A 26,667-nucleotide genomic window follows, 5' to 3' on the forward strand; every position below is an offset into this window, starting at 1 on the left:
CGACCCGCACCGTCGGCGCCCAAGGAATTAGGCACTGCGGCGCACGTGATCGGCGGGATTCTGCACGATCCGGTTGATCACCGACCCGGCCGCGCCCCGCACCGCCGCCTCCCAGCCCAGCCGGGACACCACCACCTGCGGCTCGGTCCACTGCGCGCCGAGCACCCGCGCCGACAGCTCGGCCTGCACCGGCTCCCGCAGCCACGGGGCCAGCAGCGCGAACATGCCGCCGAGCAGCACGGCGTCCAGGTCGAGCAGGTTGACCATGCCGGCCAGCGCCACGCCCAGGGCCTCGCCGGCCACCTCCACCGCGTCGACCGCCCGCTCGTCGCCGGCCTCGGCCCGTTCCACCAGTCGCGCCAGCGGACCGGCCGGCGTGGCCAGGGTGGTGCCGGTGCGCGGCGGCAGGCCGGCGGCGCGCAGGATCGCCTCCTGCCCGGCGATCGCCTCCAGGCAGCCCCGCGCCCCGCAGCCGCAGACCGGCCCGTCCGGCCGCACCGTGACGTGGCCGAGTTCGCCGGCGAAACCGTTGCGGCCACGGAACAGCTCGCCGCCGACGATCACGCCGGCGCCGATGCCGATCTCCCCCGAGACGTGGATGAAATCGGTCCTCGGCGGCTCGCCGAACCAGAGTTCGCCCAGCGCCGCCAGGTTCGCCTCGTTCTCCACGCTCACCGGCGGCCAGCCGTCCCGGGACAGCTCGGCCGCCACCGGCACCTGGGTCCAGCCCAGGTTCGGGGCCGAAGCGAGCCACCCTTGCGACGTGCGGACCAGTCCCGGCACCGCCGCCACCACACCGGCCGCCGGCAGGCCGGCCGCCCGGGTGGCGTCCAGCGCCGCCTCGACCAGGCCCGCCGCCGCGGCCAGCACCTCGGCCACCGGGCGATCCCGGTTGTCCACCAGGGACACCGCCTGGTGCCGGGGCCGGCCGGACAGGTCCAGCACGCAGCACGCCAGGTAGTCGACGTTGATCTCCACGCCCAGGCCGACCGGGCCGTCCGGGTTGAGCCGCAGCGCCTGCCCTGGCCGGCCGACGCTGTTGCCGGCCGGGCCGGCCTCGACGATCAGCCCGTGCCGGGCCAGCTCGTCGACCAGGCTGGACACGGTCGCCTTGGTCAGCCCGGTGGCGGCCGCCACCTCGGCCCGGGACACGCCCTCGCCGTCGGCCACGCAGCGCAGCACCACGCCCAGGTTGTGGTCGCGCATCCCCTGTTGGCGGACTGGGACACCGGCCGTTTCGCTCACCTGGCGGAGTCTACGGAGTCACGCGGGTGGTCGAAGGGCGCTGGCCCGATCGCGCCGATCCGGCCGGCCACCCGTAACTGATCGGCCGCCGCGACGATGGGTCCCGTATGACGCGATGGACGAGGAGCCTGTCATGACCGTGGCCCGGCGGATCCAGCAGCGGCTGACCAATCCGAACAATCCCCGGTCGCTGTCCGCGCGAGCCCGGGCCAAGCGCTGGGACGAGCTGATGCGGCGCTTCCCGTCGCTGGCCGAGATGCGGGTGCTCGATCTGGGCGGCCTGCCCGACTTCTGGCGCAAGTCGGCGGTGCGGCCCGCCCATGTCACCACCGTGAACCTGGTCCCGGCCGACGCCGACGAGCCGTGGGTGAACCACATCGTCGGCGACGCCTGCGCGCCTGAGGGCCTGGACGGCGAGAAGTTCGACCTGGTGGTGTCCAACAGCCTGCTGGAGCACGTCGGCGGCTACGCCCGGCGGCGGCAGCTGGCCGAGGTGATCCACGGCTTCGCCGACGGGCACTGGGTGCAGACCCCGTACCGGTACTTCCCGATCGAGCCGCACTGGGCCTTCCCGGGCCTGCAGTTCCTGCCGGTGTCGGCGCGGGCCGCGGCGATCCGGGTGTGGCCGCTGGGGCACGCCAAGGCCGAGGGCTGGGCCGCCTCCGCCGACGCCGTCCTGGCCACCGAGCTGTTGTCCCTGACCGAGATGCGCCTGCTCTTCCCCGATTCGGACATCTGGCACGAGCGCGCCGCCGGCCTCACCAAGTCCCTAGTCGCCATCCACCCCTGAAACCCCCGCAGTCCCGCCCACAGTCACACCGAACTGCCGAATCCGTTTCACACATTCGCTGTGACGCTGAGCGGGACAGTGGGGGTCGGTCAGATCCAGTTGTTGCGTTTGGCGTGCAGGGCCAGCTGGAAGCGGTTGGCGGCGCCGGTGCGGGACATCAGGCTTTCCAGGTGCCGGAACAGGGTTCGCCGGCTGATGCCCAGGGTCCGGGCCACCTGCTCGTCGCCGAGGCCGGCGGCGAGCAGGCCCAGCAGCCGACGTTCGCTCGGCTGGAGGAACGGGCCGCCGGCCGACTCGCCCAGGGCCAGCGGCAGCGCGGCCCGCCAGCACATCTCGAACAGCCCGATCAGCGCGGACAGCAGGCTGGACGGGCGGATCAGCAGCGCCGAGCCGCCCACGTTGTCGGCCTCGGCCGCCGACAGCGACACCACCGCGCAGTCCGTGTCGAATATCAACAGTTTCACCGGCACGTCGGGCAGGGTGCGGGCCTCCTCGCCGGCCTTCACCGCGGGAACCACGTTGTCCGCCAAGTACTCCGAGCGTTCCAGCGCCGTCTTGGCGTATACCGCGCGATAGCGCACGCCGGCGGCCAGATTGTCCAATTCGGTCGGATTGCCGTCCGGCCCGGCGTAGTACGGCGGCGAGTCAAGGCCGCGCACCTCGGCCCGCGCCGACTGCTCCAGCTGCCGGATCCGGTCCTGCACGGCGGCCTCGTCGATGATCTCCAGCAGGCTATCCACGCCGACCGAGACCCGTTGGCGCAGCAGGCGAAAGGTGTCCGCGGCGGCCACCCGCGCCGCCGCCAGCTCGACCTCCCGGCGCCGGGCCAGCAGGTCCAGCGCCGGGCCGGGCGGCATGGCCACCAGCTCGGCCCCGGACCGCCCGGCCAGCCCCACCTGGAGCAGTTCCTCGACACTGCAACGAATCTGCTCCGGTCGATGGCCGGCCGCATCGGCCAGTTGGTCCAGTGTGGACGTTCCCAGCGCGACGAGCGCGAGATAGGCCCGGGCGGCCTGTTCGCCGAGTCCGAGGGTGACCAGATGACCGGTGTCCGCCGAAACCATGGTCTCTCCCTGGGCTGGCGTCGTTTCGGCACATTAGTGCCACTGACACCGGTGCGCCACCGGTTGACGCCAGGGCACGGTACACATCCAGACACGGCTTTCCCTCTACCCTGCCAGGGAGGAAACTGTGCGCAGTACCAGCAGATGGCTGGCCGCCCTCGCCGCGACGGCGGCGCTCGCGCTGACCGCCGGCTCGGCGACGGCCGCCGCGGCGCCATTGGACACCTCGGGCCCGGTCGTCACGCCCGCCGCCCACCCCGCAGCCCACGTCTGCGACCAGAACCCGAAGCCCGGCTTCGTGTCCTGTTTCGCCTTGCGCAGAACCGATGTCGCCGCCACGCCGAACACGCCGGCCCTACCCAGCGGCTACGGCCCCAGCGACCTGCGCAGCGCCTACAACCTCACCGCCACCGGCAGCGCCTCGGCCACCGTGGCCATCATCGACTCCAACGACGACCCCAACGCCGAGTCCGACCTGGCCACCTACCGGTCCACCTACGGGCTGCCGGCGTGCACCACCGCCAACGGATGTTTCAAGAAGGTCAACGAAAACGGGCAAACCAGCCCATTGCCGTCAGGCGACACCGGCTGGGCCGGCGAGATCTCGCTGGACGTGGACATGGTGTCGGCGATCTGCCCCGGCTGCCACATCCTGTTGGTGGAGGCCAACCAGCCGTCCATGGACGACCTCGGCACGGCCGTGAACACCGCGGTCAGCATGGGCGCGAAGTACGTGTCCAACAGCTACGGCGGATCCGAGGACGGCACCGAGAACTCCTCCGACTCCAGCTACTTCAACCACCCGGGCGTGGCGATCACCGCGAGCACCGGTGACAGCGGCTACGGCATCAGCTACCCGTCCTCGTCGGCATACGTGACGGCGGTCGGCGGCACCTCGCTGAGCAAGGCCAGCAACTCCCGCGGCTGGAGCGAGACCGCCTGGAGCGGCGCCGGATCCGGCTGCTCCAGCGACGTGGCCAAGCCGTCGTTCCAGAGCGGCGTCACCACCGGCTGCGCCAACCGCGCCGACGCCGACGTGTCCGCGGTCGCCGACCCCAACACCGGCCTCGCGGTGTACCAGACCTACGGCGGCAGCGGCTGGGCCGTCTACGGCGGCACCAGCGCCTCCTCGCCGATCATCGCCTCCGTCTACGCGCTGGCCGGCGTCCCCGGCTCCGGCGACCGCCCGGCCGCCTACCCGTACGCCAACCCAAGCGCCCTCTACGACGTGACCTCGGGCAGCAACGGCAGCTGCTCCACCGCGGTGCAGTGCAAGGCCGGCGCCGGCTGGGACGGGCCGACCGGCCTCGGCACCCCCAACGGCACCGCCGCCTTCACCGCCGGCGGCACCCCGCCGCCGCCCGGCTCGCCGAGCGTCACCAACCCGGGCAGCCAGTCCGGGGTCGTCGGCGCCGCGGCCAGCCTCCAGCTCTCGGCCACCGGCGGCACCACCCCGTACAGCTGGAGCGCCACCGGCCTGCCGCCCGGCCTGTCGATCTCCACGTCCGGCCTGATCTCCGGCACGCCGACCACCGCCGGCTCGTACACCGTGAACGCCACCGTCACCGACGCCGCCGGCAAGACCGGCAGCGCCTCGTTCTCGTGGACGATCACCACCGGCGGGGGCGGCGGCTGCTCCGGCCAGCAGCTGGGCAACGCCGGGTTCGAGTCCGGGACCGCGCCGTGGACCACCACCTCGGGCGTGGTCAGCGCCAACGGCTCCGGCGAGACCGCGCACGGCGGCACCCACTTCGCCTGGCTGGACGGCTACGGCAGCACGCACACCGACTCGGCCACCCAGTCCGTCGCCATCCCGGCCGGCTGCCACGCGTCGCTGTCGTTCTACCTGCACGTCGACACCGCCGAGACCACGAAGACCACGCAGTACGACAAGCTGACCGTGAAGGTCGGCTCGACCACCGTGGCCACGTTCTCCAACCTCAACGCGGCCACCGGTTACGTTCAGCATTCGTACGACGTCTCGAGTCTGGCCGGCCAGACCGTCACCGTCTCATTCTCCGGGAGCGAGGACTCCTCACTCCAGACGTCTTTTGTCGTGGACGACACGGCGCTCACCTTGAGCTGAAAGGCCTTTCTACACCGGGGTGGGGCGCGTGGAAGCGCTCCACCCCGGTGTTTTGTCATGCGCGTGAGCATTCACTGTCACGATTCTGACGATTACCGACCGGAGTCAAAACCGGGTCCGATGTGGCAGAATCGCCGGACACCCGACAGTTCTGGGGATGAAGCCATGAGAACGACCGCCGAACGGCTGCCCAGGGAATTGGCGACACTGATCCGGCCTCAGCTGGCCCCGCTGGCCGAGGAGATCGTCCACGCCATCCGGGCGACCATCCCGGAGTACGCGAAACCGCTGGACGGCTGCTACGGGCAGGCCATCCGGCTGGGCGTGAACCAGGCCCTGACGCAGTTCGTGGACCGCATCGCCGATCCCGACCGGGCCCGCCCGGACTTCGCCGAGGTGTACCGCCAGCTCGGCCGGCTGGAGGCCAGCGAGGGCCGCAGCCTGGACTCGCTGCAGAAGGCCTACCGCCTGGGCACCCGGGTGGCGTGGCGGCACCTGATCCGGTTCCGCCAGCGCAGCGGCCTGCCCACGGCCATGATGTGGACGCTCGGCGAGGCCACCCTGGCCTACGCCGACGAGCTCATCGCGCTGTCCGTGGAGGGCTACGCCGACATGCAGGCCCGCAGCGAGCAAGGTCGGCAGCGGCGGCGCAAGCGCCTGCTGCGGCTGCTGATCAGCGAGGAGGACACGGCCAGGGCCGAGGCCGCCGAGCTGGCCACCGCCGCCCGCTGGCCGCTGCCCGAGCGGCTGTGCGTGGTGCTGGTCGACCGGGTCGGCCCGGTCGAGGCCGAGCCCGAGCTGCCGGCCGAGGTCCTCGCCGACTTCCAGGGCGCGGCCGGCTGCCTGCTCGTGCCCGATCCCGACGGCTCCGACTGGTGGCCGGCGTGCGCCGAGGCGCTCGCCGGCTGGCGGGTGGTGATCGGCCCCACCACCGTGCTGGCCGACGCGGCCAAGTCGCACCGGCACGCCCAGCTGGCCCGGGACCTGGTGCGCCGCACCACCATCGCCGACACGTTCCCCGTGCGCTGCGCGGATCACTTGTCGACGCTGTGGCTGCTCACCGACGAGTTCCTGGTCGAGCAGCTCATCCGCACCCGCCTCGCCCCGCTGGCCCCACTCACCGACAAGCAGCACAAACGCCTCGGCGAGACCCTGCTGGCCTGGCTGGAGACCCGCGGCGGCGCCCCCGAGATCGCCGCCCGCCTGCGCGTGCACCCACAGACCGTCCGCTACCGCATGCGCCAGGTCGAACGCCTCTTCGGCGATCAGCTCCGCTGCCCCGACGCCCGTTTCGAGCTGGAGGTCGCCCTGCGCGCCGCCTCCCTGACCGAGAGCACCGCCCCGGAACAGGAGGCCCAGCAGGCGGGGTGACCGGTGATCAAAACGCCCGTCCTCGCGGCCGGTCGGCGTCTAGCCTGCGCCCATGACCACGATGACGGTGCCCGGGGCCACGCTGTACTACGAGGTTCGGGGTCAGGGGCCGACGCTGTTGATCAGCCAGAGCGGCGAGGGCGACGCCAACCGCACCGTCGACCTGGTGAACCATCTGGTCGACGACCACACCGTGATCACCTACGACCGCCGTGGCCTGTCCCGCAGCACCCTCACCGGCCCACCCGGCGCCATCGCCGACCATGCCGATGACGTGCACCTCCTGCTGGCCGAGCTCACCGACGAGCCGGTGGCCATGCTCGGGTGCAGCCTCGGCGCCGTCATCGGCCTGCACCTCGCGGTCAAACACCCCGGGCAGCTGCACACCCTCGTCGCTCACGAGCCCGTGGCCCCCTGGCTGCTGCCGGACGCCGATGCTGCCCACCACCGCCAGGAACTCCTTGCTCTACAAGAGGTCTACGCCTCCGGTGGCCTCGCCGCCGCCTTCCCCGAGATCGCCCGCGTCCTCGGCATCGACCCTGCCGCCCAGGACACCGAACCCGATCTCACCCCGCAGCCCCTCACCGACCAGCGCCGCGCCAACTTCGACCTGTTCATCCGCCACGACTTCACCGCCGTCGTCAAGGACTCCTTGACGCTCGGCGACCTCTCCCCGGCCCTCGTCGTCCCCGCCGCCGGCCGCACCACGCCCCGAACCGTCTTCGACTACCGCTGCGCCCAGCTCCTCGCCGCACTCGTCGGCCACGACCTCGCCGAGTTCCCCGGCGGCCACAATGGAAACACCACCCACCCCAAGGCCTACGCGGAGAAGCTGCGGGAAGTGCTGGGGTAAGGGTCCGCCGACTGCCAGATGCGGACCACTCGCACCACAACACCTGAATTCCGTGGCAACAGGTTCCTGACATCCGCTGCCTACCTTGCGTGGCATGCGAACCGCACTGGGTATCGGAATTCTCTTGGCCGGCACGGTTCTGGCCGCGCCGGCGGCGGCCGCGGACACCGTGGCGACGCATCCGCAGGCGGTCGACGCCGCGGCGCGGCAGGCGGTGCTGGCCTACTGGACGCCGGAGCGGATCAAGGCGCTGATCGTGCCGTCCACTGTGGACAATCCGCCCAAGGCCGGCCCGGACGGCGCGCCGTGGACCGGGCCGGCGGCGACCATCGGCCGGCTGTTCTTCACCGACCACGGCGAGGACGCCAGCTGCACCGCGACCGTGGTCGACAGCGCCAACCGGAGCACGGTCGTCACCGCCGGGCACTGCGTCAACAACACCGACCTCATCGGCGACAACGACCAGTGGACCACCAATGTGCTGTTCATTCCCGGCTATCACGACGGACAGGCCCCGTACGGGAAGTTCGTCGGCAAGCTCGGCGTGGCCGACTCGACGTGGCTGGTGAACGACCAGCAGAACGCCGCGAAGTTCGACGCCTACGACCAGGCCTTCGTGGTGCTCAACCCCAACGCGCAGGGGCGACGCGTGCAGGACGCCGTCGGCGAGGCCCAGCGCATCGGCTTCGACCGGCCCGGCGCCACCGTCGAATTCCAGTTCGGCTATCCCCGTGCCAGCAGCGATCCCGCGCGACAGAACCTGCCGGAGTACACCGGCGAGCGTTTGGCCTACTGCCACGGCGTCGCCAAGGAGTACCCGGGCACGCCCGACTATCCGGACTCCCCCGGCCAGTGGGGCCCGGCCTGCACCATGGGCGGCGGTTCCAGCGGCGGCCCCCGCATCGCCGATTTCGCCTACGGCATCGGCACTGTCGTCGGCAACAACACCCACGCCGGCTTCTTCACCACCGGCGCCGACGACGTCTGCGCCACCCCGGACCACAGCGGCTGCACCCGGCACCTGGTCGGCCCCCAGTTCGACACCAAGATCACCAAGCCGCTGTACGAGAAGGCCCAACACTCCTAACCCACCCCACCCACCCCTCCCGACGCCCTTGCGACGCCCTTGTGACGCTCGGAAGGGGGCTTTCCTCCACTCCGAGTGGAGGAAAGCCCCCTTCCGAGCACCCCCACCAAGATCAAGGGACCGATCCTCTCGCCCAACGCCAGGAAGGGCCCCTTCATGACGTTCGGTGTCATGAAGGGGCCCTTCCTGGCATCCAACGCCCGAAAGAGTCCCTTCGCCCCGCTCCAAACGCCAGGCCCGTTCACTGCACTGGACGCCAGGAAAGGGCCGTTCACTGCGCCCAGCGCCAGTATCGGGCCGTTCCTGGCGTCGCCTGCCACCGGAACGGCCCATTGCCCCCGCCTTCCCTCGCCCACTACCGTCAGTCGCGAATTTTTTTCACGTTATTGGGAGCGTGATGAGGGCACTGATCGCGGTGCTCGCGGCGGCGACGGCGGTGCTCGGCACGGCCCCCGCGGCGGTGGCCGAAGACGTCCGGGCGCGCCAGCTGACCGTCCACAACGGATCCTTTGTGGACGGTTATGGCCGCGAGGTGGTGTTGCGGGGCTTCAACGTCTCGGGTGAGGTGAAGCTGGCCGAGAACGGTTTCCTGCCGTTCGCCAGCACGGCCGACGCGCAGTCCTCGGCCCAGGCCATGCGCGGCCTGACCGGGGCCAACGCGGTCCGCTTCCTGGTCTCCTGGGCCGGCGCGGAACCGACCCGGGGCCAGCTCGACCAGACCTACCTGGCCAAGCTGACCGACCAGATGCGGGCCTTCCTGGACGCCGGCATCGAGGTGCTGCCCGACTACCACCAGGACCTCTACTCCCGCTACCTGTTCAACCCCGGCAGCTGGTACAGCGGCGACGGCGCGCCGAAGTGGGTGACCGACCTCGGCCACTACCCGCAGGAGAACTGCGGCGCGTGTGTCCACTGGGGACAGAACGTGACCCAGAACGGCGCGGTGCAGGACGCCACCAGCGACTTCTGGCACAACGCCAACGGCATTCAGGACGAGTTCGTCAGCCAGGCCACGCAGACCATGCAGTACCTGCGCGACCATCTGACCGCCGACGAGTTCGCCGGCATCGCCGGCATGGACCCGTGGAACGAGCCCTACGCCGGCCGCTACGACGCCAACCAGAACAGCCAGACCTGGGAACAGGGTGTGCTGTGGCCGTTCTTCCAGCGTTTCCGCCAGGCCATGGACACCGCGGGCTGGCAGGACAAGCCGGCCTTCGTCGAGCCGAGCATGTTCTGGAACGCCAACATCTCCTTCGAGCGGCAGACCGGCGGCTTCCTCGACACCGGCGCGATCGGCTCGCGCTACGTCTTCAACACGCACTTCTACGACGAGCTGGCCCAGTCCGGCGTGCTGATGCCGGGCAAGGCCGGCGACGGCCAGTACAGCACCGACTTCGGCACGATCAGGGACCGCGCCACGGCGCTGGGCACCACGGCGATCGTCACCGAGTTCGGGCACCCGCTGACCGGCTACACCTCGGACAAGACGCCCACCGTGGACAAGGCGATGTACCAGGCGCTGGACTCGCGGCTGTCCGGCGCGAACTGGTGGAGCCACCCGGCGCAGTCCGGCCCGGTGCTGTCGGGCACGCAGTGGCACTGGGACACCTACAGCGGCCAGCACCACGAGCTGATGAACGACAACCCGAGCAAGGTCCAGACCACCGGCGACGGCTGGAACGGCGAGGACTACTCGTCAGTGCAGGGCGGCCAGCTCCGCCAGGACGCGCGGCTGCTGGACCGGCTGTACCCGGCGGCGGTGGCCGGCCACACGCTGGCCTTCACCTACGAGGACCGCTCCCGTGACGGCAGCCAGGTGCTGACCTGGAACCCGGTGCCCAGCTCGATGCCCGCCACCTCGGCGATCGTCGGCAGCGGTCGCTACGGGGTGCTGGTCTGGCAGGGCTCGGCCCTGGCCGCGCCGACCGAGCTGCACGTGCCGGCCGGCATGAACGCGACCGTCGTCTCGGACGTGACGTCAACCCGCAGCGGTGACCGGCTGCTGCTGGCGGCTTCCCCCGGCCTGCACTACGCCCTGGTCGCCGAGCCGTCCTCGACCCCCGGCGACAGCCAGCTGGCCGCCGCCCGCGCCGAACTCGCCCGTTGGGCCCCGTCCGCCGCGGCCGGAACCGCCTAGAATCGCCGGATGGTCGAGGGCACGCCGCTGGACCGCAAGCTCGGCGTCAAGCCGGGCCACCGGGTGACGCTGCGGCATGCCCCGTCGGGATGGCCCCAAGGGGATTCACCGCTGCGTCACGTGGAAATGGTCGAGGACGACATCGCCGGGGCAGATGTCGTCCTCGCCTTCTACCGCCGCCACGCCGACCTCGGCGACGACGTCACCGCCCTTGCGTCGGGACTGGCGGTGGCGTCGTCGCTGTGGGTCTGCTGGCCCCGCCGCGCCGGCGGGCACCGCAGCGACATCACGGACAACCTGGTGCGCGAACTCCTGCTGCCGACCGGCCTGGTCGACGTCAAGGTGGCGGCCCTGTCCGAGGACTGGTCGGGGCTGAAGTTCGTGTGGCGCAAGGAACTCAGGAAGTGACCTCGCGGTCGTGATGCCGCCCGATCACCGTGGTCTCCTGCTCCCGCTGGGTGATCTCCTGCTGCGTGCTCAACTGCTCGGCGAGCCGGTCGCGCTCACGGCTGGCGTCGGCCGCTTCCCGCCTCGCGGCGCGGAACTCCGCCCGCAGCGCCCGCCGGCGCTTGCCGGCGACCGAGACCATCCACACGCCCACGCAGAACACCAGGCCGATCACGATGCCGCCGATGAAGATCTGCGTGGCATCGGCATTGGCCACATGCTGCCCGAACGCGGTGATCTCGCGGGTCGGGCCGCCGCTGTTGAACGCGACCGCCGCCACCCCGGCGGCGACCGACAGCACGACCAGCACGATTCCGACGATCATGGCCGTTCACCTCCACTGGGCCCGTCCGGGCCGATGGCCAGCGGTTACCCCGCCGGCGCCGAGTCAAACGTCTCGGCCGAACGGAGCCATCGCGTTTCGGCGGTCGCAGCACCGGCGTGAGCGTGTTCCGATAGCCCGTACGCGCTAAATCAGCCAATGCGGTTTCCGCACCGGAAACCGTCCGGCGTCAATTCATCCCACGATCGGACAACGGGGTGTTTTCATGTTGCACCGTTCAGTGGGTGCCGCGTTGTTACGCTTGGCGCTACGGTGAGCCACGCGTGCGATCCTTGTCGTGAAAAGTATTGGGAAGGAAACCCATGCTTACTACGATGGCGGCCACCGGACTGGCTTTATCGTTGATCACTTCCGGTGTTTCCGCTCCCGCTTCCCCGCCGCCTTCCGGCCAGATCACTGTCGATGTCGTCACGGTCCTCGGCTCCGGGTGCCCCGCCGGAACCGCCGCCGTCGCCGTGGCCAAGGACAACACCGCGTTCACCGTCACCTACAGCAACTACCTGGCCCAGGTCGGCCCCCAGTCCTCGCCGACCGACATTCGCAAGAACTGCCAACTGGCGCTGCGCGTCCACGTGCCCCAGGGCTTCACCTACGCGATCGCCGAGGCCGATTACCGCGGCTTCGCCGCGCTGTCCTCGGGCGCGTCGGGCATGGAACAGGCCAACTATTATTTCCAGGGCACCGCGCCGACGGTCCGGGTCCCCCACAAGTTCTCGGGACCGTTCCAGGATGACTGGGAGACGGTCGACGCGACCGATGTCGCCGCATTGGTGTTCGCGCCGTGCGGCGTCGACCGCCTGCTCAATGTCAACACCGAGCTGCGCGTGTCCGCCGGCAGCTCCGATCCGGCCAGCACGAGTTTCATGGCCATGGACTCGACGGACGGCAGCATTCACTCCACTTATCACTTCGAGTGGAAGCAATGCTGATCTGTCCCCTCGGCGGTCGGTGGCGTCCCCCCTCGCCACCGGCCGCTCAGCGCCGGAAGTCGACGCTGCGGGCGTAGCCGGCGAAGCCCAACGCCCGGTACAGCGCCAAGGCGCCCGGGTGCGCCGAACCCCCGACCGTGGGGTACACCACGGCCTCGCGGGCGCCCACCGCACGCACCGCCCGCATCGCCGCCAGGCACACCGCCCGCCCCAGGCCCAGCCGCCGGAACCGGGGGTCGGCGCCGACCGGCTCGAGCAGGCCGACCCCGTTGGCCTCGTCGAGCCAGATCAGACAACTCGCCGCGAAGGAGCCGTCCGGCGCGACCGCGACCCAGTCCAGGTCCGACCGGTACGGCCAGGCCGCCATCACCGTGCGGTAGCTCTGCTCGGTGACCTTCGTGCCCGGCCAGGCGGCCTGGTGCACCGCGACCCGGCGCACCAGGTCGTCCGCCGTCACCGCGCGGACCGTGAAACCCGGTGGCAGCACCGGTTCCGGCAGGTGGTCGAGCGAACGCGAGTGGTAGGCCAGATACGGACCGTCCGTTCGGGTGTATCCGTTGCGCCGCAAGGCCTCCTGCACCACGGGCTGCCGGTCGAGCGTGGTCACCGTCTTTGGTCCGAAGTGGACGATCACCTCGTCGGCCAGCTCCGGGTGGGCCGGGTCGACGCCGATCTGGAGGTCGCCCGGCGCCTGTGACCAGCCCCAGGCCCGGACCTGCCCGTCGACCTCCCACAGCCGCCACGACCACTCGCCCTCGCGGTCGCTGTGCATGTAGCGCTGCCAGGCCATGTCCCCGATGTGGCACGGGCTGTCGTGCGACCAGGTCCGCTGCGTCAGCTCCTGGATGCCGCGCAGCTCCTCGGGCGTCACACCGTCACCAGGCCGAACCAGCGGGCCAGCGCGTCGGTCAGCAGCCCCGGCTCCTCGCGGCCGTCCGGGGTCGCCAGCCAGGCGACGTGGCCGTCCGGACGGATCAGCAGCGCGCTCGCGGGGACCTCGTCCACCGGCTCCGCCCTGATCACGTCGACCCGGTCCAGCGGCGGGTGGTCGAGCGCGCCGAAGTCGAGCAGCACTCCCCGGCCGGCCCGCAGCAGCCGGGCGACACTGGTCGGCCGGCCGTCGACGGCGACCGCGACGTCCGGCGCCATTCGGCCAAGCCAGGGATGCGTGGTGTATTCCCCCATGGGGTAACAGGTTTCCACACCGGTCACCAGTTCCGCGAGGTATTTTCCGACGCCGTCGAGTTCATTCAGTTCGACAAACAACTCGCGCAGCGGGCCGACCCGGTCGCCGCCGAGCAACGCCTGCGCCTGCGTGTGCAGCAGGACGCGCGCACCCGCCGCATGCCGCTCGGAATGGTACGTGTCGAGCAGTTCCGGCGACGCCCAGCCCTGTGCCGCCGCGGCAAGCTTCCACCCCAGGTTCATGGCGTCCGCGATCGCCAGGTTGACCCCCTGCGCCCCCGCCGGCGGGTGGATGTGCGCCGCGTCCCCGGCCAGCAGCACCCGGCCGCTGCGATAGCGCTCCGCCTGCCGCGCCGCGTCCCCGAACCTGGTCAGCCAGCGGGGATTGCTCAGTTCCACGTGCCGCTTGAGCGCCTCGTCCACAGTGGAGCTCAGCGTGCTCAGGGTCACGGGCTCCGTGCGGTCGAACACCGGGTCCGCGACCACGATGCGGACGTAGCCCGGACGCGGGATCACGAACACGCCGCCCTCGTGCACGCCGTAGGCGATGTCCGCCTCGACGTCGCCGAGCAGCGTGTAGCGCGAGTTCTCCGTGCCGGGGAAGGGAATTCCGGCCAGCTTGCGGACCGCGCTGCGGCTGCCGTCGCAGCCGACGAGGTACTGGGCGCGGATCGCCCCGTTGACCGTGACGCCGTCCTCGTCCTGCCCGAACGTGCGGAGTTCCTCGCCCCTGCGGATCTCCACCCCCAGTTCGATCGCCCGCTGCTCCAGGATCTCCTCCACGCGGGTCTGCGGGATGCCCAGCGTGTACGGGTGATCCCACCCGAGGCTGCCGATGTCGAGTGGCGTGGGGAGACCGCCGAAGCCCGTCACCGGCACCTTGTGCCCCTCGCTGATGAACCGGTCCGCCATGCCCCGCCGGTCGAACACGTCCAGGCTCCGGGCATTCAGGTTGAACCCACGGCAGAAGCCGGGTCTCTCGGCCTGCTTCTCGAGCAGGACCGTCGCCACGCCGGCCGTCGCCAGCTCGCAGGCCAGCATCAGGCCGGCCGGGCCGGCGCCGGCGATCACAACGTCCGCACGCACTAGAACTCCCCCGGTTTCGGCCACGTGATCTCGCCGGCCGTCATCTCCGCGGCCGTGCGCCGCAGCCACTCCACCTCGGCGCGACGCATCGCCTGGGCGTACTCGACCTCGATCATGAACAGCCTTGGCACGGACAGTGATCGCACCTGGTCATCGGTCTCGTCGATCGTCTTGACCAGCCGCTCCGCGCGCTCCGTCAGTGCATCCACCGCGCCCTCCGGCCCCAGCACCCCGACGTAGCTCACGGCCGCGATGAACTTCGGGTACTCGTTCACCGGCGCCCGCACCAGCTCGTCGATCCACTTCTGGAACTCGCCCAGCCCCAGCTCGGTGCACTCGTACACCGTGCGCTCCGGCCGGTTGCCGTCCCGCACCGTCTCCACCGAGCGGATCCAGCCGTCCCGCTCCAGCCCCTCGACCACGTCGTAGAGCGACCCGGTCGTGACCTTGAAACTGGTGTTCTTGTTCCGCTCCTTCAACGTCTGCGCCATCTCGTATGGATGCGACGCCCGTTCCATCAGCAGCCCCAGCACGGCTAGGGCGAGCGTGTTCCGGCTTCTCCTGGCCACCCGAACTCCACCAATCCTCGGTTCCGACTGTTCGGATCCGACTATATGGGGTGTGTCAAGCGCGCGGGTGTGTGTCGGTGTTCCTCGGGTTTGCGGGCTCGTCGCGGTGGGTTAGCCGCCCGTCGCGTTTCCTGCCCGTCGGGTGCTCTGCCCGCCGGATTTCCTGCCCGCCATCCCCTTCCTGGGTCGGTTGCCGCGAGTCAGGTGGGTGGCGGGGTCCGTAGGCGCGGCGTCAGAGGGGTGGGCGGTGCGGTTTACAGAGGGCTTAGGACGTGGGAGGGGGCGCGGCTTTCGTTGTTCGGTTGCGGGTGGGAGGGTGGCGGTTTTCAAGATCGGAAAGCGCTTTCCTGAAGGAATCTTCAGGAGGGATACAGGGAGGTAACCGTTTCCTGGCAACGAGAATCCGGCTTCGGAATGTGGTAATATGAGTGTATGTCAGCGAACCTCGATATGCCGGTCGACACCGAATGGTGGCGACTGAGTGACGGGGCGCTGGGCGAGGTCGGCGTGCTGATCGAGGAGCGGCGCAAGACGGACTACCTGCGAGAGATCGCGGTGGTACGGGAACGCTGGAACCGCAGCAGTCGGACCAAGGACGACCGGAACGCGCTGCTCGCCTATCTGACGGTGACGTGGAAGATCACCCGGGGTGAGGCGCGGGATCTGGTGCGGTTCGCGGAGCTGTTCGAGCGGAACGCGGTCCGGGACGTGGCGGTCGAGGAGACGCTGAGCAAGCAGCATCTCAACATCATCGACACGACCCTGAGCGCAGCGCCGGAGGCTGATCGCGACGACGTCGAAGCGGCGTTGGTGGAAAACGCGCCACAGTTCGACACGGTCAAGTTCCACGACCTTGCCAAGCACCTCCTGTACCTGCTCGACCAAGACGGCAAAGCCCCCGATGACCGGGAGTTGGCCCAGCCCACGCGGGAGCTCTACATCACCCGCCGCGCGAACGGCTCCTTCCACATCCACGGGCACGTCGACCCGGAGACCGGGGCGATGCTGGAAGCGGCCATCGCGTCGAAGTCCAAGCCCACCTCGGCCAACGACACCCGCACCACCCCTCAGCGCCAAGGCGACGCCCTCGCCGAGATCATCGAAATCGCCCTCGGCAGCGACCAACTACCCGACGAGGGTGGCGAGAAGCCGCACCTGAACCTGACGATGTCCTTCAAGGACTTCCAGGAGCAGAAGGGCACCGCCGACGTGGAGAACCTGGGGCCGCTCAACGCCGCCTCGGTACGACGGATCGCGTGCGACAGCAAAGTCCTCCGGGTGATCCTGGGAGCCAAGTCCGAAGTCCTCGACATCGGACGAACATCCCGGACGATCCCCAACGCGATACGGAGAGCGTTGATCATCCGAGACAAGGGATGCGCCTTTCCCGACTGTGGAAGAAAACCACGGCAATGCCAGGCGCACCACCTAGTTCACTGGGCTGACGGGGGACCGACCAGCCTGGACAACCTTGTGCTGCTCTGCTCACGCGACCACCGGCTGATTCACCACGGCGGCTGGACGGTGAAGATCAACGGCGGCCTGCCGGAGTTCAGCAACGGGCACGGGCGGTGAAAGGAGTCGACCCCGGTGCTAGAGGACGGTCAGGGTGGTGATCTGCCACGAGCTGCCGGAGAGGTGGGCGGTGACGGTGAGCTGGGCGGAGGTGGAGGTGTTGGTGTTGTCGCCGGTGCGGACGGACTGCTGGTCGACGAACAGCAGCAGGGTGGCGTCGAGGCCGGCGAGCGACCGGACGGCGATGGCGCGGACGGTGCTGACCAGGACCAGCTGGCGCTGAGAGGCTTGGGCGCGGACCTGGGAGAACAGCTGCTCATACTCGCGGATGGCGTCGCCGACGAGGGCGGCATGGGCGGCGCGTTCGGTGCGGGCGGTGTCGGTGTAGTCGTACGAGAAGGAGTTCTCCACGGCCGACTTCACCTGCGCCTCGACCTGGGCGGTGGCGGCGGGGTCGACGAGGGCGGCGTTGGGCACGGGCGGGGACTGGTTGAGCAGGAACCACGCCGTCGCGGCCAACGCGACGACGATGATCGCGATGGCGGGCTTCATTCGATCACCTGGACGGTGGCGGTCTTCCAGCCGTCGGCGGTGCGAGTGAGCACGGCGTCCACGCGGGATTTTCGTACGGAAGGCTGACCGTCAGCCTGGCTGATGGTCACCTCGACGGCGACAAGGACGGTGGCGGAGCCGGCGCGGGTGTCCAGGGTGCTGACGGCGGCGGACAGGATCTTGGCGCTGGACTTGGTCTTCTGGGACTTGGTGGCGGTGACGTCGCTGTCGTGCTGGTTGGTGAGCTGGGTCAGGAGATTGCCGGTGGTGACGCGTTGCCACTGGGTCAGGTCCTCGTCGGCCCGGCGGTAGTCGACGGAGTTGAGGGTGGCGATCTGCGAAGAGGCGGTGGCGAGCACCAAGTCGCGGGTCTGGGCGTAGACGACGTCGGACGAATGGGAGGACTGCCACCAGGTCCAGCCGGACCAGGCAGCGCCGAGCACGGCCAGCACGGCAAGGAGTGAGAGGGCCCGAGTCATCCCGGCAGCCCCAGTAGCTGAGCCATGTTGGTGGGGGAAGGAGTGGTCTGGGTGGTGCCCAAGGCGCCGGGCAGGCGGGCAGTGTTGCCACGCGGGACGTTCTGCGAGCCACGGACGTCGATGGGGCTGTTGGGCGGCTCGGCGCAGTAGGCCTGGCTGTTGGCCGCGACGGGAGCGGTGTTGTTGGCCGGACGCTCCTGGGTGGTCTCGTAGCCCTTGGTGCACGGGAAAGGGTTGAAGAAATTGAGGATCAGGCCCAGGTGGCCGGTGCCGTCGGGCGAGAGACCGGGAGTGAAGGCGGTGATCACGGGATAGGCCACCAAAAGCTCCTCGATGCCGGCGGTGCGGGACGAGGTGATGGCGGTGGTGGTGTAGAGGTTGGCCAACACGACGCTGAGATCGCGGCCGGAGGAACGCAGGAGGTCGTCCACGGGCTGGGCGGCCGCCGGCGTCGCGGTGATCAGCGAGCGGATATCGGGGTCGGAAGCCTTGAGCTGGGCGGCGATCTGGTTCAGGGAGGTGGCGAACGAAGTGATGTCGGCGGCGTCACGGGACTGGGTGTCCAGGACGGTCTTGCCGTCGGAGAGCAAGGCCTTGGTTTGGGGCAGGTGCGCGGACGCGGCGGCGGTGAGGTCACGGCTGGCGTCGAGTAGCTTCTGGAGGTCGGGCCCGGTGCCGGTGAAGGTCTTGTCCAACTCGTCGACGACGACCTTGAGCTTGTCGGCCGGCACGCTCTTCACCAAGGAGTCCAGATTGGACAGAACCTGGTCGGGAGTGGGCGGCAGCGAAGTTCGGTCCTGGGCAATCGTCGATCCTTGGACCAGGTAGGGCCCGTTGTCGTCGGACGGTTCGAGGTCGATGTACTGCTCCCCCACCGCCGACCGGTTCGCGACCACGGCCTTGGCGCTGGCGGGAATGGCCGGGGCCGAGGAGTCGATGGTCAGCAGGGCCTGGACTCCGCCGGGCGACAGCTTGAGCTGGTTGACCCGCCCGACGGTCACGCCCCGGTAGGACACCTCGGCGTTCGGGAACACCCCGCCGGAATCGCTGAGCCGCACGGTGATCTGATAGCCGGGGGTCTGCAAGAACCGGTACAGGCCGACGATGGCGACCAGGGCGATGACCAGGAACAAGGCCAGTTGAAGACGCAGTCTCATCCCACACCCCCGATGATCGGCGACTGCGGGCCCAGCAGCGAGCTCAGGTCCAGGTTGAAGCGGATGTCGGAGTTGAAGTAGTCGCCCTTCACGTCGTTGGCGGCGTAGTCACTGAACGGATAGGTGGCGAGATACTCCAACGCGGTGGGCAGTTTGGCACCGGTCTCCGCCAACTTCTGGAGCACGGGCTGTAGCTTCTGGAGATCGCCGACCAGGTCGTCGCGGCTGCGGTTGATGGTGTCGACGGCCACCGAAGACAGATGGTCCAGGGAGTTGAGCATGCTGGTCAGCTCGTTGCGCTGCTGGGTGACCACCTGGAGCCCGGGGCCGAGTCGGTCCAGGGCGGTGGCGATGTTGTCGCGCTGGCCGGCGAGAGTGGTGGTCAGGCGGTTCATGGCGTCGATGGCCTTGACTATGGTGTCCTTCTGGCCGTCGAGGTCACGAACCAGATTGTCCACTTGGGACAGGAAAGAGCGGATCTGCGGCTCGTTGCCGGTCATGGCGGCGTTGAGCTCCCGCACGATGCTCTGGATCTGGCCGATGTCGCCGCCGTTGAGCAGCAGGGACAGCGCCCCCAGCACTTCCTCGATCTCGGGGCTGCGGTTGGTGCGGTCCTTGGTGATCACGGCCCCGTCCCGCAGCTGCCCGTCGGGTTGGGCGGGCGCGGTCAGCTCCACGTACTTCTCGCCCAGCAGACTCGACTGCCCGAGCTGGGCGCCGGCGTTGGCGGATAGTCGGACCGAGCCGTTGATCAGCACGTCGACCAGCGCGGTTTTGTTGTCCGGGGCGAGATCCACGCGGTCGACGCGGCCGACCGGCACGTCGTCGACCTTGACACTGGACTGCGGAACCAGATCCAGGACGTCGGCGAACTGCACGGTGACGTGGTAAGGGTGATCGCCGAGGTCGGCGCCGCCGGGGAGCGGGGTGTCGTAGAGGCTGCACCCGGAGACCAGCAGTAACGGGAGCAGAATGACCAAGGAGCGCTTCATTTTCCCCCGCCCAACAAGGGAAGTGGCAGGGGTGGCAGCTTTCCCTGTTGCAGGGCCGACAAGACCTGTGCGGCGGAGGGGAGGTTGAGGGTGCCGTCGAGGAGAGGGGCGATCTGCTGGCAGAGGTCGGCCAGGGTGGCGGGGATCTGGGTCGGGGTGCTGCGCTGCAACAGTTGGCAGACCATCATGACCGGCGGGTAGGTGAGCTCGTTGATGTTGCCTCGCACGGCGATGGAGCCGGACTTGGCGTCGTAGGCGTTGACGAAGTTGGTGGCGGCGGTGGGCGCGACATCGAGTACCTCGGCGAGGGCGGCGCGCTGGTCGACCAGGGTCTTGGTGATGGCGGCCAGATTGTCCACATTGGTCTGGATCAGGCCCTTGTTGTCGGTGAGGAACTTCTGCACCTTGGTCAGGGCGGCGGCCAAGGCGGACACGGCCGCGCCGAGCTGCTGGCGGTTGTCGGCCAGGAAGCCGGTGGCGTCGGAGAGGCGGCCGTTGAGGTCGTGCACCTGCTGGTCGCTCGCGGCCAGGGTCGAGGTGATCTTGCTGAGGTTGTCGACGGCGCCGAACAGGTCGCCCTTGGAGTTGTCCAGGGCGCCGGCGGCCTGGCTGAGCTGCTTGACGGTGTTGTTCAACGCGTCGCCGGCGCCGGACAGGGTGGCGGCGGCGGAGTCGATCACGTTGGACAGGGCGCCGTTCTTGTTGGCCCCGTTGGGACCCAGGGCCTGGCTGAGCTGGTCGACGCTGGTGAACAACTGGTCCAGCTCCACCGGGCTGGCGGTGCGGTCCCGGCTGAGCGTGGAGTTCGGAGGCAGCTCCGGGCCGCCGTCGTAGGCGGGAGTGAGCTGGACGTAGCGGTCGCTGACCAGGCTGGGGGCGATCACGACGGCGTGCACGTTGGCCGGGATCCGCACGTCACGGTCCACAGTGAACTGAACCTTCACCTGGCCGCCGACCGGGGTCACGGAGTCGATGCTGCCGACCTGCACGCCGAGCACCCGCACCGCTGAGCCGGCGTAGAGGCCGATGGCCTTGTCGAAGTAGGCCGTGACGATCGTGCCGGAAGTCGGGGCCAGCCACAGGAAAGCGCTGGCCAGGACCAGGGCGGCGACGCAGGCGACGGCCAGGATGCGGGTCATTTCGACCCCAGGCTCGGATCGGCCAGCGGCGTCGAGCAGCCGCCGGGATTGAACTCCAGGCCGGCGGTGGTCTGGGCCGGCGGCAGCAGTCCGCAGATGTAGCCGTCGAACCAGCGGCCGGTGCCGATGGTGTTGTTGAACACCCGCACGAACGGGGCCAGCGACGCCAGGGCCTGGTTGAGGTTGTCCTGGTTGCGGGCCAGCACGGCGGTGACCTCGTCCAGCTGGTCCAGGGCGGGCTGCAACTGGTCCTGGTTGTCGGTGACCAGCCCGCTGAGCTGCTCGGCCAGCTCCCGGGTGCCGGTGAGCAGCTGGGCGATGGCCTGCTTGCGTTGCTGCACCACGGAAAGCAGCAGGTTGCCGTCGTCGAGCAGCTTGCTGATCTCGGCGTCCCGGGCCGACACGGTCGAGCTCAGCTGATTGGCGCCGGCCAGCATGCCGGCGATCTGATCGTCACGGGAGGCGATGGTCATTGACAGTGACGACAGCCCGGACGCGGCCTGCTTCAACGGTTCCGGCGTGTCCTTCAAGGCGTCGGAGATCACCTGGAAGCTGGTGGCCAGCTGGTTCGGGTCGATCTGGCCGACGGTCTGGCCGAGCTGGTCGATCGCGTCGGTCACGTCGAACGGGGACAGGGTGCGGGACCGGGGAATGGTCTGCCGGGGATCCTGGGCGCTTGAGCCATCCGGTTGCAGGGCAAGGTACTTGTCGCCGAGCACGGTGCGGATCTGGATGGAGGCGCTGGTCCTGTCGCCGAGGAACACGTCCGACACCCGGAACTCCACCCGAACCTTGTTGCCGGCCAACGACACCCGCCGCACCTGGCCGACCTTCACGCCGGCCACGCTGACCTCGCTGCCGGCCACCAGCCCGGCCGACTCGCCGAAGTAGGCCGAATACGTGGTGCCGCCGCCGATGATCGGCAGGTCGTCGGCGTTGAACGCGGCCAGCACGCCGAGCACCAGCATCACCACGGTGACCACACCGACCAGCACTTCCCGCCTCATGGGCCACACCTCGCCGGCATCTGGGACACCGGGAACGGCACGATCGGCACCGACACGCCCAGCGAGCCGATGCTGACGGTGCCGGACAGCCGGCACAGGTAGTAGTTGAACCAGCTGCCGTAGCTGGCGGTCCGGGTGAAGGCCTGGAGATCGCCGGGCAGCTTCTGTAGGAAGGTGTCGAGCGACGGGTCGGCGTGGTTGAGCAGCGAGGACACCTGCCCGAGATTGCCGATGTCCTGTTGCAGCGAGGGCCGGGCCTGGGCCAGCAGGCCGGCGGTGGCGTTGGTCAGGCCGTCCAGCGCGGTGATCGCGTCGGCGATCGGCTGCCGGTCCGCGGCCAGCCCGCTGACCAGCTGCTGCACCGTGGAGATCAGGGTGGACAGCTCGGCGCCGCGGCCGTTGATGGTGGCCAGCACGGCGGTGAGGTTGTCGATCACCTGCCCGATCACCTTGTCCCGCCCGGCGATCGCCGAGGTGATGGACGCGGTGTGCGCGAGCAGGTCGCTGATCGTGCCGCCTTCGCCTTGCAGCACCTGGATGATCTCGTACGAGAGCTGGTTGACGTCCTGGGGCGAGAGGGCCTGGAACAGCGGCTTGAAGCCGTTGAACAGGGCGGTCAGGTTGAGCGCCGGCTGGGTGCGGTCCAGCGGGATGGTGGTGCCGGGTTGCAGCACGGCGTTCGCGTCGCCGACGTCGGTGCCGAGCGAGACGTACCGCTGCCCCACCAGGTTCCGGTACTTGATCGAGGCCGTGGTCGCCGCCGGCAGCTTGCGGTCGGCGGCCAGCTCGAAGGTCACCTCGGCGTTCTTGTTGTCCACCAAGGTGATGTCGTCGACCTGTCCGATTCGGACACCGGCGACGCGGACGTCGTCACCCTTGTTGAGGCCGGTGACGTCGGAGAAGACCGCGTGATAGGTGGCCGTGTTGCCGAGGCTGGCATTGACGATGGTCGCGGCCAGCATGCCGGTGAGCACCACGGTGACCACCGTGAAGATCGTGATCTTCACTCCCGTGCCGAGGGTGGACCTCACTTGAGCGTCACCTCCGAGCCGCGCAGCAGCGGGCCGATCAGCAGGGCGCTCCAGCCCGGCGTCTGCTGCGGCATCAGGCCGAGTTGGGGCGCCTCAAGGAGATTGAGGAGCTGCTGCTCGGCCGGCGAGCCGGCGACGGAAGCGCTTGCGGGGTGGGTCGAGGCGTTCGTCGATGAGCCGGCCGGCGGATGGGTCGAGCCGTCCTGGATCGGGCCGCCGGGCGGATACTGCGGGAAGAGGTTGCCACCACTGGCCTTCTGGTAGCACTGGGGCCCGCGGGTATCCAGGTACTTGGGGGTGTCCACGCCCGGCTGGTACGCGCCGCGGCTGGCGGTGATCGTGAGCGTGAACTTGCCCATCTGGGGGTGGTCAGTGCCCTTGCCGAAGGTGAAGTCGGCGTTGGCCAACTGATCGGCCAACTGCCCCAGCACGCACGGGTACTCGGGCGCGTACTTGGCCAGCACGGCCAAGGTCGGCTCGGCCGACGCGGCCAGGCCGATCACGTTGGCCTGGTTGACCCGCAGGAAGCTGTCCAGGTCGACGGACGTGGTGGTGACGACCGAGTACAGAGTGTCCAGTTGGGACCGTTGGTCGACCATGGTCCGGCTGGTGGTGGTGAGATCGGCCAGGGCGTGCAGGAACTCGGGCGCGGCGGTCGAATACGTGTCGGCCACGCGGGCCAGGGACGCCAGGTCGGCGTTGAGGTCCGGCAGCGAGGGGGCCAGCTGCCGCAGGTACGAGTCGGCCTGGGTCAGCACCTCCCCCAGCTGCTTGCCCCGGCCGTCCAGCGCCTGGGACAGGGCGGTCAGGGTGCCGGCGAGCTTCTGCGGCTGCACGGCCTGCAACACCGGCATCAGGTCGTCCAACACCTTGCTGATCTCGATGGCCGAGCTGCTGCGGTCCTGCCCGATCACCGCCCCGGACTCGATCGGGGCCGCCGGCCGGGGCGGAACCTGAAGCGCCACATAGCGTTCGCCGAACAACGTCTTCGGCAGCAGCCGGGCCGTCACGTTCGAGGGCACCTGATCGACCAGATCCGGTTGCAGCGCAAGGTCGAGCGAGGCCACGCCGCCGTCGGTGCGGACGGACCGCACCTCCCCCACCAGCACCCCGCGCACCTTCACATCCGAGCCGGGGCTGAGCTGGTTGCCGACCGAGTCGGTCTCCAGCGTCACGTGCACGGCCGGCGTGAACGCCTTCTCGTAGACGGCCACCGTGAACGACAGGAAGGCCACGATGGCCACCAGGAAGGCCGCGCCGAACACGTGATACCGGTTCATCCGGCGATCCGCACCGTGGTGGACGATCCCCAGATCGCCAGGCTGAGAAAGAAGTCCAGCACCACCTGCGACACCAGCGCGGCCCGCACCGCCCGGCCGACGGCCACGCCGACCCCGGCCGGTCCGCCGCTGGCGGTGTAGCCGTAGTAGCAGTGCACGAGGATCACCACCATGCTGAACACCATCACCTTGCCGAACGACCACAGCACGTCCTCCGGCGGCAGGAACAGCGCGAAGTAGTGGTCGTAGGTGCCGGCGGACTGGCCGTAGAACAGCACGGTGATCTCACGGGAGGCCAGATAGGAGCAGAGCAGGCCAATGACGTACAACGGGATGACCGCGGCGACACCGGCCAGCATCCGCGTGGTGACCAGGTAGGGCAGGCTCGGCACGCCCATCACCTCCAGCGCGTCGACCTCCTCGGAGATCCGCATCGCGCCGAGCTGGGCGGTGAAGCCGCAGCCGACGGTGGCCGACAGCGCCAGGCCGGCCGACAGCGGGGCGACCTCGCGGGTGTCGAAGTAGGCGGAGATGAAACCGGTCAGCGCCGAGGTGCCGAGCTGGTTCAGCGCCGAATAGCCTTGCAGGCCAACGACGGTGCCGGTGAACAGGGTCATGCCGATCATCACGCCGAGCGTGCCGCCGATCACCGCCAGCGCCCCGCTGCCGAAGCTGACCTCGCCCAGCAGGCGTAACACCTCGCGCGGGTAGCGCCGGATCGCCTGCGGCGCCCAGGCGATGGCTCGGCCGTAGAACGCCATCTGGCGGCCGAGTTGCTCGAGCTGAGCGGCGGGAGCGCTCACGTCACATGCCCTTCGGCGGGACGAGTTGCAGGTAGATGCCGGTCAGCACCACGTTCACCAGGAACAGCAACAGGAAGGTGATGACCACGGCCTGGTTCACGGCGTCGCCGACGCCTTTGGGACCGGCCGACGGGTTGAGGCCGCGGTAGGCGGCGACCACGCCGGCGATGAAGCCGTAGATCACCGCCTTGATCTCGCTGATCACCAGGTCCGGCAGCTGGGCCAGGGCGTTGAAACTGGCCAGGTACGCGCCGGGCGTGCCGCCCTGCATGATCACGTTGAAGAAGTAGCCGCCCAGCACGCCGACCACGCTGACCAGGCCGTTGAGCAGGATCGAGACGAACATCGCGGCCAGCACCCGGGGCACGATCAGGCGCTGCACCGGCGGCACGCCCAGCACCCGCATGGCGTCGATCTCCTCGCGGATGGTCCGCGCGCCGACGTCGGCGCACATGGCCGAGCCGCCCGCGCCGGCCACCAGCAGCGCGGTGATCAGCGGGCTGGCCTGCTGGATGATCGCCAGCGCGCTGGCCGCGCCGGTGAACGACTGCGCGCCGATCTGCTTGGTCAGCGAGCCCAGGTGCAGCGAGATGACCGCGCCGAACGGGATCGCCACCATCGCCGTGGGCAGGATGGTGACGCTGGCGAACAACCAGGCCTGGCGGACCAGCTCCCGCCACTGGAACGGCCGCTGCGGCACCGCCCGCACGACATCCCAGCCCAGCAGGGAGATCCGCCCGACCTGGCGGAAGGCGACGATCACGACGGGGCCAGCGCGTGGGTGGCCGCCGCCCCGCCGTCGACCGAGAACTCCCCGCCGGTGCAGTAGGAACTCTCGTCGCTGGCCAGGAACAGCACCAGGTTGGCGACCTCCTCGGGCCGGCCGGCCCGCTGGATGGCCAGCTTCTTCAGCACCGGCGTCATGTCCATCTCGATGCCGCCCAGCGCGGTCTTGACCATGTCGGTGTCGATCGCGCCCGGGTGCACCGAGTTGACGCGGATGTTCTTGCGGCCCAACTCCACCGCCGCCACCTTGGTCATGCCGCGGATGGCGAACTTGGAGGCGGAGTAGGCCACCAGCAGGGGCATCGCCGCCAGACCCTCCACGGAGGACACGTTGACGATGGAGCCGCCGCGGTCCTTCATCAGCGGCACCGCCGAGCGCATGCCCAGGAAGGTGCCGATCTGGTTGATCCGGATCACCCGCTCGTAGTCGGCGAGCGTGGTCTTGGGCAGCGGCGAGAAGTGCAGCACGCCGGCGTTGTTGACCAGCACGTCCAGCCGGTCCAGCTCGGCGGTGACCTGCGCCCACTCGTCCTCGGAGCCGACGTCCAGGTGCCGGTAGTCGGCCGCGTCGCCGAGCTCGTCGGCCAGCGCCTTGCCGGCGTCGTCGTTGACGTCCGCGATGATCACGCGCGCGCCCTCGGCGACGAACCGCCGCGCCGCCGCCGCGCCCTGTCCGCGGGCCGCGCCGGTGATCAGCGCGATCTTGCCGTCCAGTCGCCCGGTCATGGCCT

At 69.7% G+C, this 26,667-nt stretch carries 26 protein-coding genes; 9 read left to right on the forward strand and 17 right to left on the reverse strand.

What is annotated here, in order from left to right:
- Positions 1-27: 27 nt before the first annotated feature.
- The gene (locus ACIG5F_RS15765) at positions 28-1,245 is read right to left on the reverse strand and encodes an ROK family protein (protein WP_396518398.1); all 1,218 of its coding nucleotides are present in this window, start codon (positions 1,243-1,245) and stop codon (positions 28-30) included.
- A 133-nt stretch (positions 1,246-1,378) separates the two neighbouring features.
- Here ACIG5F_RS15765 and ACIG5F_RS15770 point away from each other — a divergent pair, with 133 nt between their 5' ends.
- Positions 1,379-2,035 carry a class I SAM-dependent methyltransferase gene (locus ACIG5F_RS15770; RefSeq protein WP_396518399.1) on the forward strand — a complete coding sequence of 219 codons (657 nt, stop codon included), beginning with the start codon at positions 1,379-1,381 and terminating at the stop codon, positions 2,033-2,035.
- 89 nt (positions 2,036-2,124) lie between these two features.
- On the opposite strand, the gene ACIG5F_RS15775 is transcribed toward ACIG5F_RS15770, so the two are convergent.
- On the reverse strand, positions 2,125-3,099 hold the full coding sequence (locus ACIG5F_RS15775) for a LuxR C-terminal-related transcriptional regulator (RefSeq protein WP_396518400.1): 975 nt from the start codon (positions 3,097-3,099) through the stop codon (positions 2,125-2,127).
- A 127-nt stretch (positions 3,100-3,226) separates the two neighbouring features.
- Between ACIG5F_RS15775 and ACIG5F_RS15780 the strand changes: the two genes are divergently transcribed.
- From ACIG5F_RS15780 to ACIG5F_RS15805, 6 genes are all read left to right on the forward strand, one after another.
- Positions 3,227-5,185 carry a putative Ig domain-containing protein gene (locus ACIG5F_RS15780; RefSeq protein WP_396518401.1) on the forward strand — a complete coding sequence of 653 codons (1,959 nt, stop codon included), beginning with the start codon at positions 3,227-3,229 and terminating at the stop codon, positions 5,183-5,185.
- A 165-nt stretch (positions 5,186-5,350) separates the two neighbouring features.
- Entirely contained in the window at positions 5,351-6,556 is a 1,206-nt protein-coding gene (locus ACIG5F_RS15785; RefSeq protein WP_396518402.1) for a helix-turn-helix domain-containing protein, read from the forward strand.
- A 52-nt stretch (positions 6,557-6,608) separates the two neighbouring features.
- A complete protein-coding gene (locus ACIG5F_RS15790) occupies positions 6,609-7,409 on the forward strand; it encodes an alpha/beta fold hydrolase (RefSeq protein WP_396518403.1) in 801 nt (266 codons plus the stop codon).
- A 94-nt stretch (positions 7,410-7,503) separates the two neighbouring features.
- Entirely contained in the window at positions 7,504-8,496 is a 993-nt protein-coding gene (locus ACIG5F_RS15795; RefSeq protein ID WP_396518404.1) for a trypsin-like serine peptidase, read from the forward strand.
- 397 nt (positions 8,497-8,893) lie between these two features.
- A complete protein-coding gene (locus ACIG5F_RS15800) occupies positions 8,894-10,636 on the forward strand; it encodes a cellulase family glycosylhydrolase (protein WP_396518405.1) in 1,743 nt (580 codons plus the stop codon).
- Positions 10,637-10,645: 9 nt separating this feature from the next.
- Entirely contained in the window at positions 10,646-11,044 is a 399-nt protein-coding gene (locus tag ACIG5F_RS15805; RefSeq protein WP_396518406.1) for a DUF3052 family protein, read from the forward strand.
- On the opposite strand, the gene ACIG5F_RS15810 is transcribed toward ACIG5F_RS15805, so the two are convergent.
- Entirely contained in the window at positions 11,034-11,408 is a 375-nt protein-coding gene (locus tag ACIG5F_RS15810) for a TRAP transporter large permease subunit (RefSeq protein WP_396518407.1), read from the reverse strand. The genes ACIG5F_RS15805 and ACIG5F_RS15810 overlap by 11 nt on opposite strands.
- A gap of 320 nt (positions 11,409-11,728) precedes the next feature.
- Here ACIG5F_RS15810 and ACIG5F_RS15815 point away from each other — a divergent pair, with 320 nt between their 5' ends.
- Complete coding sequence (locus tag ACIG5F_RS15815) at positions 11,729-12,355, forward strand: DUF4360 domain-containing protein (protein ID WP_396518408.1); 627 nt, start codon at positions 11,729-11,731, stop codon at positions 12,353-12,355.
- Between the two features lie 46 nt (positions 12,356-12,401).
- Here ACIG5F_RS15815 and ACIG5F_RS15820 read toward each other — a convergent pair whose 3' ends face one another.
- The 3 genes from ACIG5F_RS15820 to ACIG5F_RS15830 are packed head-to-tail and all read right to left on the reverse strand — an operon-like array spanning position 12,402 to position 15,195.
- Positions 12,402-13,226, reverse strand: a complete 825-nt coding sequence (locus ACIG5F_RS15820; protein WP_396518409.1) for a GNAT family N-acetyltransferase — start codon at positions 13,224-13,226, stop codon at positions 12,402-12,404.
- On the reverse strand, positions 13,223-14,626 hold the full coding sequence (locus ACIG5F_RS15825; protein ID WP_396518410.1) for an FAD-dependent monooxygenase: 1,404 nt from the start codon (positions 14,624-14,626) through the stop codon (positions 13,223-13,225). The genes ACIG5F_RS15820 and ACIG5F_RS15825 overlap by 4 nt, the downstream gene beginning before the upstream one ends.
- On the reverse strand, positions 14,626-15,195 hold the full coding sequence (locus ACIG5F_RS15830) for a PadR family transcriptional regulator (RefSeq protein ID WP_396518411.1): 570 nt from the start codon (positions 15,193-15,195) through the stop codon (positions 14,626-14,628). Before ACIG5F_RS15830 ends, ACIG5F_RS15825 begins: the two co-directional genes overlap by 1 nt.
- Before the next feature lie 432 nt (positions 15,196-15,627).
- Between ACIG5F_RS15830 and ACIG5F_RS15835 the strand changes: the two genes are divergently transcribed.
- Entirely contained in the window at positions 15,628-16,770 is a 1,143-nt protein-coding gene (locus ACIG5F_RS15835; protein ID WP_396518412.1) for a DUF222 domain-containing protein, read from the forward strand.
- An 18-nt stretch (positions 16,771-16,788) separates the two neighbouring features.
- Here ACIG5F_RS15835 and ACIG5F_RS15840 read toward each other — a convergent pair whose 3' ends face one another.
- From ACIG5F_RS15840 to ACIG5F_RS15890, 11 genes are read right to left on the reverse strand one after another with little or no spacing between them, the layout of a single operon-like run.
- Positions 16,789-17,262 (reverse strand): hypothetical protein, encoded by a 474-nt coding sequence (locus tag ACIG5F_RS15840; protein ID WP_396518413.1) that lies wholly within the window; start codon positions 17,260-17,262, stop codon positions 16,789-16,791.
- Positions 17,259-17,741 carry a hypothetical protein gene (locus ACIG5F_RS15845; protein WP_396518414.1) on the reverse strand — a complete coding sequence of 161 codons (483 nt, stop codon included), beginning with the start codon at positions 17,739-17,741 and terminating at the stop codon, positions 17,259-17,261. The genes ACIG5F_RS15840 and ACIG5F_RS15845 overlap by 4 nt, the downstream gene beginning before the upstream one ends.
- A complete protein-coding gene (locus ACIG5F_RS15850) occupies positions 17,738-18,898 on the reverse strand; it encodes an MCE family protein (RefSeq protein ID WP_396518415.1) in 1,161 nt (386 codons plus the stop codon). Before ACIG5F_RS15850 ends, ACIG5F_RS15845 begins: the two co-directional genes overlap by 4 nt.
- Entirely contained in the window at positions 18,895-19,890 is a 996-nt protein-coding gene (locus ACIG5F_RS15855; protein ID WP_396518416.1) for an MCE family protein, read from the reverse strand. The genes ACIG5F_RS15850 and ACIG5F_RS15855 overlap by 4 nt, the downstream gene beginning before the upstream one ends.
- On the reverse strand, positions 19,887-21,029 hold the full coding sequence (locus ACIG5F_RS15860; protein ID WP_396518417.1) for an MCE family protein: 1,143 nt from the start codon (positions 21,027-21,029) through the stop codon (positions 19,887-19,889). Before ACIG5F_RS15860 ends, ACIG5F_RS15855 begins: the two co-directional genes overlap by 4 nt.
- On the reverse strand, positions 21,026-22,036 hold the full coding sequence (locus ACIG5F_RS15865; protein ID WP_396518418.1) for an MCE family protein: 1,011 nt from the start codon (positions 22,034-22,036) through the stop codon (positions 21,026-21,028). Before ACIG5F_RS15865 ends, ACIG5F_RS15860 begins: the two co-directional genes overlap by 4 nt.
- On the reverse strand, positions 22,033-23,067 hold the full coding sequence (locus ACIG5F_RS15870; RefSeq protein ID WP_396518419.1) for an MCE family protein: 1,035 nt from the start codon (positions 23,065-23,067) through the stop codon (positions 22,033-22,035). The genes ACIG5F_RS15865 and ACIG5F_RS15870 overlap by 4 nt, the downstream gene beginning before the upstream one ends.
- Positions 23,064-24,347, reverse strand: coding sequence for an MCE family protein (locus tag ACIG5F_RS15875; RefSeq protein WP_396518420.1), 1,284 nt, complete (start codon positions 24,345-24,347; stop codon positions 23,064-23,066). The genes ACIG5F_RS15870 and ACIG5F_RS15875 overlap by 4 nt, the downstream gene beginning before the upstream one ends.
- Entirely contained in the window at positions 24,344-25,150 is an 807-nt protein-coding gene (locus ACIG5F_RS15880) for an MlaE family ABC transporter permease (RefSeq protein WP_396518421.1), read from the reverse strand. Before ACIG5F_RS15880 ends, ACIG5F_RS15875 begins: the two co-directional genes overlap by 4 nt.
- Before the next feature lies 1 nt (position 25,151).
- Positions 25,152-25,913, reverse strand: a complete 762-nt coding sequence (locus tag ACIG5F_RS15885; protein WP_396518422.1) for an MlaE family ABC transporter permease — start codon at positions 25,911-25,913, stop codon at positions 25,152-25,154.
- Positions 25,910-26,662 (reverse strand): glucose 1-dehydrogenase, encoded by a 753-nt coding sequence (locus ACIG5F_RS15890; protein ID WP_396518423.1) that lies wholly within the window; start codon positions 26,660-26,662, stop codon positions 25,910-25,912. Before ACIG5F_RS15890 ends, ACIG5F_RS15885 begins: the two co-directional genes overlap by 4 nt.
- Between the last annotated feature and the right edge of the window lie 5 nt (positions 26,663-26,667).

This window comes from Kutzneria sp. NPDC052558 (assembly GCF_044547355.1).
Classification (GTDB): Bacteria; Actinomycetota; Actinomycetes; order Mycobacteriales; family Pseudonocardiaceae; genus Kutzneria.

Coding starts and splice junctions, on each gene's coding strand:
- ACIG5F_RS15875 (WP_396518420.1), bottom strand. CDS start 24,347: ATGAACCGGTATCACGTGTTCGGCGCGGCCTTCCTGGTGGCCATCGTG.
- ACIG5F_RS15795 (WP_396518404.1), top strand. CDS start 7,504: ATGCGAACCGCACTGGGTATCGGAATTCTCTTGGCCGGCACGGTTCTG.
- ACIG5F_RS15855 (WP_396518416.1), bottom strand. CDS start 19,890: ATGAAGCGCTCCTTGGTCATTCTGCTCCCGTTACTGCTGGTCTCCGGG.
- ACIG5F_RS15810 (WP_396518407.1), bottom strand. CDS start 11,408: ATGATCGTCGGAATCGTGCTGGTCGTGCTGTCGGTCGCCGCCGGGGTG.
- ACIG5F_RS15770 (WP_396518399.1), top strand. CDS start 1,379: ATGACCGTGGCCCGGCGGATCCAGCAGCGGCTGACCAATCCGAACAAT.
- ACIG5F_RS15785 (WP_396518402.1), top strand. CDS start 5,351: ATGAGAACGACCGCCGAACGGCTGCCCAGGGAATTGGCGACACTGATC.
- ACIG5F_RS15865 (WP_396518418.1), bottom strand. CDS start 22,036: ATGAGGCGGGAAGTGCTGGTCGGTGTGGTCACCGTGGTGATGCTGGTG.
- ACIG5F_RS15790 (WP_396518403.1), top strand. CDS start 6,609: ATGACCACGATGACGGTGCCCGGGGCCACGCTGTACTACGAGGTTCGG.
- ACIG5F_RS15845 (WP_396518414.1), bottom strand. CDS start 17,741: ATGACTCGGGCCCTCTCACTCCTTGCCGTGCTGGCCGTGCTCGGCGCT.
- ACIG5F_RS15800 (WP_396518405.1), top strand. CDS start 8,894: ATGAGGGCACTGATCGCGGTGCTCGCGGCGGCGACGGCGGTGCTCGGC.
- ACIG5F_RS15805 (WP_396518406.1), top strand. CDS start 10,646: ATGGTCGAGGGCACGCCGCTGGACCGCAAGCTCGGCGTCAAGCCGGGC.
- ACIG5F_RS15890 (WP_396518423.1), bottom strand. CDS start 26,662: ATGACCGGGCGACTGGACGGCAAGATCGCGCTGATCACCGGCGCGGCC.
- ACIG5F_RS15840 (WP_396518413.1), bottom strand. CDS start 17,262: ATGAAGCCCGCCATCGCGATCATCGTCGTCGCGTTGGCCGCGACGGCG.
- ACIG5F_RS15850 (WP_396518415.1), bottom strand. CDS start 18,898: ATGAGACTGCGTCTTCAACTGGCCTTGTTCCTGGTCATCGCCCTGGTC.
- ACIG5F_RS15860 (WP_396518417.1), bottom strand. CDS start 21,029: ATGACCCGCATCCTGGCCGTCGCCTGCGTCGCCGCCCTGGTCCTGGCC.
- ACIG5F_RS15815 (WP_396518408.1), top strand. CDS start 11,729: ATGCTTACTACGATGGCGGCCACCGGACTGGCTTTATCGTTGATCACT.
- ACIG5F_RS15835 (WP_396518412.1), top strand. CDS start 15,628: ATGTCAGCGAACCTCGATATGCCGGTCGACACCGAATGGTGGCGACTG.
- ACIG5F_RS15775 (WP_396518400.1), bottom strand. CDS start 3,099: ATGGTTTCGGCGGACACCGGTCATCTGGTCACCCTCGGACTCGGCGAA.